10 protein-coding genes are annotated in these 12778 nt (G+C 60.0%); all 10 read right to left on the bottom strand.

Annotation, left to right across the window (positions count from 1 at the left end):
• Positions 1–60 precede the first annotated feature (60 nt).
• Positions 61–1374, bottom strand: coding sequence for a C1 family peptidase (locus BQ5462_RS07930; protein WP_071142805.1), 1314 nt, complete (start codon positions 1372–1374; stop codon positions 61–63).
• A 119-nt stretch (positions 1375–1493) separates the two neighbouring features.
• Positions 1494–2417, bottom strand: a complete 924-nt coding sequence (locus BQ5462_RS07935) for a DMT family transporter (RefSeq protein WP_071142806.1) — start codon at positions 2415–2417, stop codon at positions 1494–1496.
• A gap of 21 nt (positions 2418–2438) precedes the next feature.
• A complete protein-coding gene (locus tag BQ5462_RS07940) occupies positions 2439–4073 on the bottom strand; it encodes a DUF4153 domain-containing protein (protein ID WP_071142807.1) in 1635 nt (544 codons plus the stop codon).
• Positions 4074–4524: 451 nt separating this feature from the next.
• Positions 4525–4944, bottom strand: coding sequence for an endonuclease domain-containing protein (locus BQ5462_RS07945; RefSeq protein ID WP_071142808.1), 420 nt, complete (start codon positions 4942–4944; stop codon positions 4525–4527).
• A 325-nt stretch (positions 4945–5269) separates the two neighbouring features.
• Positions 5270–5515: a YdbC family protein gene (locus BQ5462_RS07950; RefSeq protein WP_071143354.1), complete on the bottom strand. Its 246-nt coding sequence runs from the start codon at positions 5513–5515 to the stop codon at positions 5270–5272.
• 314 nt (positions 5516–5829) lie between these two features.
• Positions 5830–7311 (bottom strand): Y-family DNA polymerase, encoded by a 1482-nt coding sequence (locus BQ5462_RS07955; protein ID WP_071142809.1) that lies wholly within the window; start codon positions 7309–7311, stop codon positions 5830–5832.
• A gap of 127 nt (positions 7312–7438) precedes the next feature.
• Positions 7439–8278: a hydroxyethylthiazole kinase gene (thiM, locus tag BQ5462_RS07960; protein ID WP_071142810.1), complete on the bottom strand. Its 840-nt coding sequence runs from the start codon at positions 8276–8278 to the stop codon at positions 7439–7441.
• Positions 8208–8795: an energy coupling factor transporter S component ThiW gene (thiW, locus tag BQ5462_RS07965; RefSeq protein WP_071142811.1), complete on the bottom strand. Its 588-nt coding sequence runs from the start codon at positions 8793–8795 to the stop codon at positions 8208–8210. Before thiW ends, thiM begins: the two co-directional genes overlap by 71 nt.
• Before the next feature lie 387 nt (positions 8796–9182).
• A complete protein-coding gene (locus BQ5462_RS07970; protein ID WP_071142812.1) occupies positions 9183–10544 on the bottom strand; it encodes an MATE family efflux transporter in 1362 nt (453 codons plus the stop codon).
• Complete coding sequence (locus BQ5462_RS07975; RefSeq protein ID WP_071142813.1) at positions 10541–12775, bottom strand: DEAD/DEAH box helicase; 2235 nt, start codon at positions 12773–12775, stop codon at positions 10541–10543. Before BQ5462_RS07975 ends, BQ5462_RS07970 begins: the two co-directional genes overlap by 4 nt.
• Positions 12776–12778 lie beyond the last annotated feature (3 nt).

A 12778-nucleotide genomic window follows, 5' to 3' on the forward strand; every position in this document is an offset into this window, starting at 1 on the left:
GGAAGGAGACGCCCTTCTGCAGCTCCACTGTATCAGCTTTGGATGAAAACCGGGTGAAGATCACACGTCCTCGTCCCAGGCATTGATGTACTGGGGCTTTTTCTTCAGCATTTCCAGCTGTTCCGGGGTGAAGTAATCTTTGTGGATGACGGCTTCGTACACGAATTCTTTGAAATAGGCTTCCGAGCAGACGAAATAACCGTCCCTGCCCACATCCTTGCCCCAGGAGTTTTCGATTTTCCAGCGGGTGGGGTTGCCTTCGGCGTCAAAGTCCACGCCGGTGAGCAGCATGGCATGGGTGGCCGAGCTGGCGCCGTACCACAGCCGATCGCCCTTTGCCATGGTGGTGTCGAACCCACCCAGGAGCTGTTCCACCTGCACGCTGGCCGGATCCCAGATGCCCTCTTTCCGGGCCCCGTAAGCACCGGCATCACAGGCGAACCACACGGGCTGGCCGGCCTTCAGCTGTTTCACGCAAAGGTCCTCCAGCGCCTTTTGGGACAGGTTCAGAGCCAGCATATCCTTCCCCACCATGTTCTCCACCGCATGGAAGGCGATGAGCCGGTCCATTTCCTTATCCGGAGTGGGTTCGTTGATCACCGGCTGGAAATCGGCCAGGGAAATACCCACATACTTGTCGTAAAATTCCTTCGGCGTCAGGTTCCGGTGGCAGTGGTACTTCTTGTCCTTGTCCCGCCAGGCAAAGTCGAAATGGTCCACGGGCGTACCGAAGGCGATGCACTGCGCCTTGTACACTTCCGCCAGCATGGCTTCCTTGCGGGGATAGGGATCCTGACCGGCCAGTACCAGGTCCCGCAGTTCTTTGGCATCCTTCCGCAGCAGGCGATTCAGCGTGGCCAGGAACCGGGCTGTATGTTCCGACTGGAAGGATTCCGGCTGGGCACTTTTGGGCACCACCCCGTATTTTTCCACCAGATGGGCCGCCTCACACCAGTAGCCACCGTCCACCATGCCCCGCAGCACATACTGCATGCTCTGGCCCTTTACCGGCTCTTTCGCCTGTTCGATGACCATTTCCAGGAAGTTGTTGGCTTTTTCCAGTTTATCGTAGAAGCTCAGGTAGTTCTGGGACAGCTCGAATTTTTCGTCCAGGTTACAGGTCTCCGCCACCTTTTCCCGCAGGATGTTCAAGGCGGCGAACAGCCAGCACCGGCCGGACTGTTTCTGGGCCGTAATGCCCCGAGTCTTTACTTCCACCGCAAAGGGACCGTCATGAAGAGCAGCCTGCATGGGCACAAAGGAAAGGTCGGCCAGATCCGTCTTGGCCAGGGCCCCGTTCAAAACAGAAACACTGGGGTCCGCTGCCACTTTGGCACGGAAGGACTGCAGCAATGCATCGTTGATTTCTTTCATATTCTACACGCTCGCTTTCAGTTTATCAGGTTCGTAGTTCATCGTTCATAGTTCATCGTTCAAACAAATTTGCCCCCGGCGAATTTGCTCCATCGGCTAGAGACTGGTGCCTGGAGACTTTATGATTTTTTGAGTGCCACAAACGCCCCGCTGATCATGAGCACCATGCCGATCATCATTTTCGTCGTGATGGGTTCCCCTACGAAGAGCAGGGCAAACACCGGGCTCAGGGCCGGCTTGATGAAATAGGTCAGGCTGCCCAGGGCCACACCACCCCATTCGATGGCCAGGAACCAGCTCAGGAAGGCCACCAGGGTAATGCCGATGTACAGAACCAGGACCCAGGGCAGATTTTCCCAGGTGTAGCCGGTGAAGAGAGGAACACAGGCGTAATTGGCAAAGCCGTGGGCCATCAGCCATTGGGACACAGCCGGGATGTGGGACAGGCCGGCCACCAGCAGCAGCTGGACACCACCCCAGAAAAAGGACCAGGCAGTCACCGTGATGCTGCCCAGATCCGTTATCAGCTTCTTGCCGCCCACGGCGTACAGGCTGTAGCAGACCACGCACAACAACAGGGCTGCCACTCCCACCGGATCCATGGTCATATGGAAGGGATCCACCAGAATGGCAATGGCCAGCACCTGCAACGCCAGAGCAATTCCCTCCCGCCGGGTAACAGGCGTATGGAGCAGCAGGGCCGCCAGCATGATGATGAACAGAGGCGTACTGGAAAAGATGACGCCGGTGTTGGCTGCCCCCAGAGTGGCTGAAGCCATCTGGTACAGGGGGCCTACGATGGTAATGCCGGAAAAGGCCAGCAGGGCACACAGCTTCATCTGGGCTGCATGGATGTGTGTATCCATGGCCTTCAGCCGGGCCCGGCTCCAGGGCATCAAAAACAGTCCACACAGAAAGTATCGAGTGGCGTTCACCTGGACCCCGTTCAGATCCGCATTGATCTTTTTCATAGCCACTTCCGTCAGGCTGAACAGGACCCCTGCCAGCAGCATGCAGAAAATGGCCTTCTGGTTCTTGGTCATAGAGGAGGATGCCTTCTTTCTTTATTTTGTCAGCAGGGTTCCTCTGCCATTGATTTGTTTACCCGGCTGGGCCTGGAATCCTGCTCGGTCTCCACTCAGAGAGAAGAGTATCAGCTTGTGCTGGCCGTCCAGCTGGAATTCCAGGGCCTCCGGAGGAACGGCGCCGCCGGAAGGGTATTTCTCAGTCAATTTCTTCAGCTGCCGGGACACATCCCAGGTCTGTTCCGTCTGACTGGGCAGCCCGTACTGCAGTTTCCCTGCCCGGATGGCAAAACCGCGTTCCAGGCTTGCGGTACTATATCCGGCCACAGGGATATTCAGCCGTTCAGTCCGATAATGCAGGTTATTGCCCCGTACGGTCTGGACAGGTTCCCGAGGCAGCGTGGCCAGAAAGTCCAGCTGCTGCCGGATCCGTTCCACATTGGGATATCGCCAGCTGCCCGGACTATGGGACAGGTAAGCAAAGCTGCTGCGGAGGAGTTTACTGTCTTCCGGCGATAGATTCCGCCCGCTGGCCAGCTGATCTCCCTGTACCAGCTGGTTCCGCTCCAGCACCCCATCCAGCCGCCGGGCCTGGAACCAGGCGGGCAGGTCGATGAGATTGAGCGGCGTCAGGATCAGTACCAGAGTCAGCAGGCTACTCAAAAGGTACAGTTTCCGGGGTTTCCACCGGAAGAAGCCACACACCAGGGTGCAGATTCCGAATCCCGTACAGCACAGGGACAGGTACCGCAGAGAGGTCAGGCTGTAGGCGGAAAGCCGGATGTACAGGCCGGCAAACTGGCCGATGAGCACCGGGATCAGCAGCAGGGCGCCCCAGTGCAGGGCTTTTTTCTGCCAGGCCGGTTCCCCCTTCCAGAAGGAGAAGTACAGCAGGGCGTACACCGCCATCAGGAACAGGCCGAAGGGGTTCATGAGCCCCACGGGCAGGCTCTTCTGCCACAGGCTGCGTACCAGATACTGGTAGACCACCAGCAGCAGGAATATGGCGCAGGGCAGCAGGATCCGTTTCCAGAGAGTGGTATAGAGCGGCGGCACGGAGACCGGGTCGTCAGCTTTGGGGATGCAGGAGATGAAATACTGGAACCCCGCCACGCCAAAGGAAAGATAAGAAATCCACAGCATCCAGGGCAGGTCCAGGGGATACAGCAGCAAGCTGACGCTGGTGTAGCACAGACCCAGCATACAGTTCACCACGGACGCCAGCAGCAAGGTCTTCACACCCGCCACCACAAAATGGCCAAACAGCTGGGGTTTGCCTTCCCGGCTGTCACAGAAAAACAGGCTGAGTTCCAGGCAAAGAGGCAGCAGGCCGACCAGCACCAGCAGCACATACTGGGAAAAGCCGGTACCGGGAAGTCGCTCCAAAAAACGCCACAAAAGCAGAAAAAACAGGAAGCAGGCCGCGTCCCGACGCAGTTCCACCCGGCCGTACCGTTCGTTGTACAGGCGCCAGGGAACGGAAACAAGGGCGACGACACCCGCGGCCAAAAGGGCCGAAGAAAAGTTGTTCTTCTGGAGCAGCCAGGAAAGGTTGCCGGACACCAGCACAAAAAACCAGGCCAGGGCAATGCCCCAGGTGGCGATCAGAGCCGGTTTGAACCGCTGGTTCCGCTCCCAGATGCCCAGAAAAAAAGAATGGATACGAGAAAGCATCAAAGGATCCCCTCCTTAGAAAAGCTGAAATGGTGTTTTTATTATACCATTTTGCAGGGAAAGGGAGAAGATGGAGGCGCCAGCAGGGTGGAACCCGCCAGGCCCGATGCGGAACCCACCAGGCCCGATGCGGAACCCACCAGGCCCGATGCGGAACCCACCACCAGCCTCCGGCTGGTCCCCCGCCCTTAGAAAGGGCGGATAACCTTGTTGTCGAATGGGTAACGTTGCTGGTCGATCCTCCATCTCGGAACCCGACACTCCGTCCCACAGGTATCCGCCCTTTTCAAGGGCGGGGGACCGTTGCGCCCGGGCGCAATGGTGGTGGGTTTTATCCCTGTCCTCCGCCCTGGCGCATTGAAGGCGGATATAGTTGTTTTATTTGGCTGGCGTTGCTTGTCGATCCCCCATCTCGAAACCCGGCACCCCGGTCCACGGGTATCCGCCCTTTTCAAGGGCGGGGGACCGTTGCGCCCTGGCGCAATGGTGGTGGGTTCTTCTCCCCCTCTTCCATCCTCAGTTTTACTTCCTTATCGATCACATACATGACCCCATCAAAATTCCTCCAGATGTCCCGATTGGTGAATCGCAGTACTTTAAAACCGTACCGGCTCAGTTCCCTTGTCCGGATGCTGTCGTACTGCCGGGCCTCGGGAGCATAGTGCTGGCCGCCGTCGATTTCTACAATCAGCCGGGCCCGGGCACAGTAAAAATCCACAATGTACCCGGCAAGGATTTTCTGCCGCAGGAAACGGACCGGATAGGACTGCAGGAACTGGAACCACAAATGGCGTTCTTCCGGCGTCATGTGCCGGCGCATGGTCCGGGCATAGTGCTTCAGGCGGCGATCGGTCGAGGTTTCATGGTACATGGTGCAGAGTCTCCTTTGTTGTAGATTGGGATGAAGAACCCACCACCAGCCTTCCGGCTGGTCCCCCGCCCTTAGAAAGGGCGGATATAGTTGTGGTCATTTGGCTGGCGTTGCTTGTCGATCCTCCATCTCGAAACCCGGCACTCCGGTCCACGGGTATCCGCCCTTTTCAAGGGCGGGGGACCGTTGCGCCCCGGCGCAATGGTGGTGGGTTCTTCTATCCCTCTTCTTTGCCCGCGCCGTGGTGGCGGGTTCTGTTTTCTGCGGATTCCTCCAGCAAAAGGGGGGTACCGCCTGCGTTTGCGGTACCCCCTTTGCTTCTTTTTCAGCCCCGATTCTTAAAATACTGGAACAGGATTTTGCACAGGTCCCTGGCCTCTTCTTCGCTCAGGGTGATGCCTTTGCTCATTTTTTCGTGCTCCGGAGCCCATTCCCGCAGGTCGAACTTCGGTTTCATCCCGTTGTAGGACACCCGGTTAATCTCTTTGGTCCACCCTTTCTTGCTGGTGGACAGCACGCCCAGTTCCTCCACCAGCTCATAGCTGAAATCAGAATCTCCTTTTCCTGCCATGCCGCTACCTCCTTGCTGTTTTTTCCTTTGCTGATCGACCCCAGGTCCATTATACCGGAAATCCTCTTTTTGGGAACCCCCCACCGTCATCATCTGCAATTTCTCCGCAACTTCGTGATTCACTGCAGGATCCCCGGTGTAGCGATGGGCTGTTTCCACGGCTTCCTCCACCTGCTGATCCGTGGCCGCCACCAGTTCCTCATACCCCACCAGGGCCGCAAAGGGGGCAAACTGGGCAGCCCTTTGCTTCCTGGGCATCCGGGGCCGGGGCAGCGTCTTCGGATGGGGCAGCCCCACCAAGTCTTTTTCCCCGTTCACGCCCGATGCCCCCCTACCTGTCCGTTCCGTTCCCGGGTCATGGCCCCCTGGAGCAAGTTGCTGCCCCGCAGCAGGGCGTTCTTCCCGTACCGGGCCTGGATGTCCAGGATGGTCTGCTGCAGGCTGTCCTCCTGGTCCTCCTTTCCCTGCTCCGCCATCCCGGCGAACAGGTCCGCCTCCCGGCCCCGGACTGGCACGGCTTCCGGCGGCACCACATGTTCGGCGGTCAGGGTCACCTTCCGCACCAGCAGCAGGGGATTGCACACCCGGTCGAACAGGTCCAGGGCCGCCTGCCGGATGGCCGTTCCGGAGGCAGTATACCCGCCCGGCAGGTTCAGAGACCCATGGCCATGGACGGGGACCGGCCGTCCGTAATGGTCCTGCACCACCCGGCCCCGGTACGACCGCCGACGCCAGGGGTCCTCCAGGTTGCTCCGGTCATACCCCAGGGTCAGCACCAGCTGGTCCGTCACCCGGCTTTTCTTCACCAGGTCCAGGGCCAAAAGGTCCGCCATCTCCCACACAATGAGCCGGGCCTTGTCCGCCGGATAGGGATGCTGGAGCACCTGCCCGGACCCCAGGCTGCTGCTCCGGGGGCGGTAGGTCTTGATATCCTGCAGGGTGCAGGGTTCCCAGCCCCAGGCATGGTCGATGAGCAGCTCCGCATTCACCCCGAACAGATGGTACAGCAGGTCCGGGTCCTGGAGGGACATGCGGGCCACAGCCCCCAGGGTATACATGCCATAGCGCTGGAGCTTGCGGGTGATCCCCGGCCCGATCCGCCAGAAATCCGTCAGGGGGCAGTGGTCCCACAGGGTCTCCCGGTACCTCTGCTCGGTCAGAGAGGCGATCCGCACCCCATCCCCGTCGGGCTCCATATGCTTGGCCACAATGTCCATGGCCACCTTGCACAGGTACAAATTGGTGCCGATGCCGGCAGTAGCCGTGATGCCCGTCTCCTTCAACACCGCCCGGATCATCTCCCGGATCAGCTGGCGGGCGCTGCAGCCATAGCTTTTCAGGTAGGGTGTCAGGTCCAGCAGCACTTCGTCGATGGAATACACGTGGATGTCCTCCGGGGCCATGTACCGCAGGTAGGTGCGGTACACCCGGGCGCTGGTTTCCATATAGAGCCGCATCCGGGGCACGGCGGTGATGTAGTCCAGCTCCAGGGAAGGCTGCCGGTTCAATCGAGAAGCCAGGAAGGAACGGCCGGTGAACCGGTTACGGGGGCACAGGCTGCGGCGCATGGCGTTCAGCTCCTCCACCTGGCGGATCACCTGGAACAGCCGGGGCCGGCCGGGGATTCCCCAGGCCTTCAGGGCCGGGGAAACGGCCAGACAGATGGTCTTATCGGTACGGCTCTTATCGGCCACCACCAGACAGGCATCCAGCGGGTCCAGGCCCCGTTCCACACATTCCACCGACGCATAGAAAGATTTCAGGTCGATGGCTCCATAGATCCGCTGCTGTTCCATTCCCTGTCCCTCCCGTTCTGTTCGTTTTATGAACATTTGTTTGTTTATAGTATAGCACAAAAGGGAGGCTTCGAAAAGCCCCCCTTGTCAAGATTCCATCTGATCCAGATCCGCCCCTGTCCAGACATCAGGCCTGGATGATCTTCATCCCCTGCACCACCTGGTCCGGAGTCAGGCTGCCCAGAGCATCCAGCAGGTGCACGTGGAAGGTCCCCGGTCCCGGATTTCCCCGGGCTGCCACTTCCCCGGCCAGGCCCATATAGACCGTGCCCAGAACAGCGGCCGCAAAGGGCTCTCCGCTGCTGTGCCAGGTTCCTGCCAGGGCCCCTACCATACAGCCGGTGCCTGTGAGCCGGCCCAGCAGGGGCGTCCCGTTGGCCACCCCGAGGGTCCGCCTGCCGTCGGTGACCAGATCCGTGGCCCCGGTAATCAGGAGCACCGTATCGTGCTCCCGGGCGTAGGCGGCAAAAGGTTCCGCCGCCCCGGCCAGATCCGTACCCCTGATGGCATCCGCCGACCCGGCGTCCACTCCGTGGGCGTGGCTGGGCAGGCCGCACAGGGCCCGGATTTCCGAGCTGTTCCCCTTGATGATCTGAGGCCGGTTGGCTGCAATAAACGCTTTGGCATATTCCAGCCGCAGGGTGCTGCAGGCTGCCCCCACCGCATCCAGCAGGATGGGCAGTCCCATCGCATGGGCCTTCGCCCCGGCGATTGCCATGGCCTGCAGCCGTTCTTCGTTGATGTTCCCCAAATTCACCACCAGGGAATCCGCCGCCCCTGTGATCTCCTCCACCTCTTTCGGGTGAGAAGCCATGGTGGGGCTGGCCCCCACTGCCAGGATGGCATTGGCACTGTCATTCATGGTGATGGCGTGGGTCATGCAGTGGATCAGCGGTTCATTTGCCCGCACCCTGGACAGGATGGCCGTAAACACCCTGGCCAGCTTGTCTTCTGCTTCCGTGGTCATATACATTCACTCCCAATTTTCTCTGGAATTCCAGCAGCGTCCCGTTTTTGGAGAGCACGGTCAGCAGGCAGAAGGCGATGGACCCGCCGATCAGGGTGCCGGCGATGAAGCTGGGCACATAGAACATCCAGGACAGACCGGTGCGGCCCATGAGGATTTCCATCACCGGATAGGAAACCATGGCCCCGATGATGCCGGTACCGATCACTTCACCCAGGCAGGCGGCAATGATTTTGCCCCCGCTGGCCCGGTAGAACAGGCCGGAAAGGACGGCCCCGAACACAGCCCCGGTCAGGGCCAGGGGCGGAATGCCCATAACGGTCATCCGGATGATGCCGATCAGCGTGGCACAAAGCAGGGAATACCAGGGTCCCAGCATCACCGAACAGGTGATGTTGATCAGATGGGCCATGGGACACATGCCTTCGATCCGCAGGATGGGCGAAATGACCACACCCAGGCCGATCATCATGGCCAGGAACACCAGACGCAGGACTTTTTGCTGTTTGCTTTCCATAATAAAAATTCCACTCCTTTTTGGACCGGTAGCACCAGCCCCTTCAGAGTGGCAATGAACATTGTGTGCGTACCCACCACAGCTGAAAAAGCTGGCAGAAGCCAGTTCTGACGGTCGGTACTGTGGTACCCTCTCAACCCGGCACACGGGCTCCCTCGCTGAAAATGAATACCGATCCAGGGCGCTCCCCCTCGATCGTTCCTATTGTAACAAAAAAAGCAGAAGGAAGCAAGTGTCCTTCTGCTTCGGCTGTGAACCCATCCACCGTCCATCCGGACGGCCCCCCTTCCCTTTCAGGAAAGGACAACAAGGGTCGTACGGTCGGTGCAGGAACCCATCCACCGTCCATCCGGACGGTCCCCCTTCCCTTTCAGGGAAGGACAACTGTCATTCCATGCTCCTGACGATGTATTTCCGGCAATGGACGTACACCACGGCCAGCACCACCGTGGCAACGAACCAGCTCAGGGGATAGGCCAGCAGCAGCACCAGGTAGTCCCGGTATTTGGCGAACACGGTAAAGATGTACACCAGCCGCACGCCGCAGATGCCCAGGATGGCCACAATGGCCGGAGGCAGCGCATACCCGTACCCCCGCAGGGCCCCGGACAGGATATCCAGCATCCCGTTCAGGTACAGGGTGGTGGCAACCAGATGGATCCGCTCCACCCCCAGGCGGATGACCTCCGGATCGGGATTGAACAGGCTGATGATCTGCCGCCCGAACAGCACAATGGGCGTGGTGATGCACAAAAGAAACAGTCCCTCCACCCAGAAGGCCGCTTTGGTGGTGCGCAGGCACCGGTCCAGTTTCCGGGCCCCGTAGTTCTGTCCCACAAAGGTGGTGGTGGCCTGGCTGAACCCGTTCACAAAGCAGTAGATGTTGAACTCGATGATCACCCCGGCCGCAGCAGCAGCCATCACAGCGGTTCCCAGGCTGTTGAGGGAAGACTGGATCACCACGTTGCTCACGGCGAACACCATGCCCTGGATGCCGGCCGGAAGCCCGATCTTGATGATGTTCCGGAACTCCACCCGGCTGAACCGCATATGGTGCCGCTGGAGCCGGACGGGCTGGGGCGTGCGGCACAGCAGCACAAACAGGAACAGGGAGTTCACCGCAAAGCTCAGCACCGTGGCACTGACCACCCCGGTCAGTCCCAGATCCAGCACCGTCACCGAAAGCAGGTCCAGGGTGATGTTCAGGATATTGGCCGCCACCAGGCTGTAGAGAGGGGTTTTCCCGTCTCCGCAGCTGCGGAAGATGGCCGCCTCGAAGTTGTACAGGGTCAGGAAGGGCATGCCCAGCAGGAAGATCCGCAGGTAGGTGGCCGCCAGGTCGTGGACCTCCTCCGGTACATCCAGGATCTTCAGGGCCGGATGGGCGATCAGCTGCCCCACGATGCTGAGCAGCACCCCCAGCCCGATGGCCATAAAGATGGCGGTCTGCACCGTCTCTTCCACCTTGTCCTGCTTTTTGGCCCCCAGATACTGGGCAATTACCACATTGGCCCCCAGGGAGATCCCGATCAGCAGCGTCACCAAAAGGCCGATGACGGGCATGTTGTTGCCCACCGCAGCCATGGCGTCCTTCCCCACAAAATGGCCCAGGATGAACACATCCATGCTGTTGAACAGCTGTTCGAACAGCCCCATGAGCCCGATGGGCATGGCAAAAAGAAACAGTTTGTCTGCAATGGAGCCGTGGAGCATGTCCAGGCCGTGCCGTCTGCTCTGAACTTCCGTCATCCTTCATTCCCCCATTCCCGGATCCGCTTCCGCACGTCATCCAGGTTCAAGACCCCCAGAGCGAACCCTTTTCTGATCAGCTGCTCCGGCAGGTATTCATCGTATTTGTCGAACACCGGCACCTCCTGGGGATACACCAGGTCCAGAGGATCGATGTCCTTTTCGATTTCTTCCTTCACCACCCGGTAAAAGGTCTTTTCATCCGCGTCCATGGTGAACTGCATAAAGAAGGGCCGGAAGGGATCCAGCTTCTTCAGTCCCAGCCGCCGGGCGCATTTCAGGTTCAGGAACCGTTCCATGGCCAAAAAGCCGTAGGTCCCCAGCCAGGGCAGGAGGCACCACATGTTGCCTCCCAGCTGGATCAGGGGCTTTTCCGCTGCCCCCGAGGCCACCGCCGTGTGCCGGGCCTGCTGCAGCCGGGCCACTGCATTCTTCATCAGATAGGGATAGCTCCGGTCCTCCTGCAGCACCCTACGCATGCGCTCCAGCACCCGGGTATGCAGATCCCCGGGGCATTCCCCGAAATAAGCCGGGACTTTGCCCTTCACCATTTCGCAGTAGATCACATGCCGTTTCCGGTCCACCTCCAGCACCCGCCACACATGGCCGGCAATGGCGATCTTCTCCCCGGGAGGAGGAGGTGCCACCACGGTGCCCAGTTCTTCCGAATCGCAGCGCACCGTGTATTCCTCGTTTTCCTGGAACACCCCGTAGAATTTGAAGGAGCTGATCACCCGCTCCCCCGCAAGGCCCACCATCAGGCCCCCCTGCTCCGTCCGTTCAATATGATCCTCCGCGATCAGGTACTGGAGCAGCACCTTGTAGTCTTCCTGGCTGATCCGATGGAAATAGCTGAGCCGCAACACCCGGTCTGCCAGGGCCGCCGGAGACAGTTCCCCGTTGCTGGCCAGCACGCTCATGGTCTGGTGGTACAACAGGCTGTAGGGCAGCCGGTCCAGCCGGGGCGGTTCCACCCATTTTTCCTCCAGGTACAGCTGGATCAGGGCGATTCCCTGGAGCAGTTTCCAGGGGATGGTGGCAGGCAGCAGCGCCCGGATCTCCGGCTCATCCTCCCGGATCACGAACCACATCTCCGGCGGCAGATCCCGGCGCCCGGTCCGCCCCATGCGCTGGAGGAAGGAAGATACGGTCCAGGGCGCATCGATCTGGAAGGCCCTTTCCAGCCGTCCGATGTCGATGCCCAGTTCCAGGGTGGAAGTGGTCACCGTAGTCAGGTTCCTGCTTTCGTCCTTCATCAGTTCTTCCGCCGTTTCCCGCACCGCCGCCGACAGATTACCGTGGTGGATCAGGAACCGATCCGGTTCATGGCGCAGCTCGCAGTACTGGCGCAGGCTGGTAGTCACCCCTTCACATTCTTCTCGGGAATTGACGAACACCAGGCATTTCTTGCCCCGGGTATGCTCGAAGATGTAGCCCAGTCCCGGGTCCGCCTGCACCGGTGCCGTGTCCGTCTTCTGATCCAGGGCCGGAAGCCCCCTGATATCCGTCCGGTCCTCCCCGGCCTGGGCATCCTTCACGTAAAAGTGCTCCATGGAAAGCCGCCATTTGGCACCGGGGGCCTTCACCTGGGGGATCAGGGTCTTCCGGCCCGTACCAAGAGACAGGAACTCCCCCACCCGCTGGGGATCCCCCAGTGTGGCCGACAGGCCGATCCGCCGGGGATTCACCCCTGCCAGCCGGGAAAGCCGCTGGATCAGGCACAGGGTCTGGCCGCCCCGGTCCCCCCGCAGCAAAGAATGGACCTCGTCGATGACCACGAACCGCAGATCCCCGAACAGTTTGGGAATGGCCATGTGCTTGTGCAGCAGCAGGGCCTCCAGGCTTTCCGGGGTAATCTGCAGGATACCCGACGGATGGCGCATGAGCTTGGCCTTGTGGGACTGGGACACATCCCCGTGCCAGTGCCACACAGGGATGTGCCCTTCCTGGCACAGAGGCTGCAGCCGCTGGAACTGGTCGTTGATCAGGGCCTTCAGGGGACCGATGTAAATGCAGCCCACGCTTTTGGGCGGGTCCTGGGCAAACTGGCTCAGGATGGGAAAGAACGCTGCCTCCGTCTTGCCCGAAGCCGTGGAGGCCGTCAAAAGAAGGTTCTGGTCCGTATGGAGGATCACATCCCCCGCAGCCACCTGGATGGGCCGCAGTTCCGACCAGCCCTGCCGGTAAATGAAATCCTGCACAAAAGGTGCATACTGGTCAAAGATACTCATCAC

The sequence above is a fragment of the Acidaminococcus timonensis genome (assembly GCF_900106585.1).
GTDB lineage: Bacteria > Bacillota > Negativicutes > Acidaminococcales > Acidaminococcaceae > Acidaminococcus > Acidaminococcus timonensis.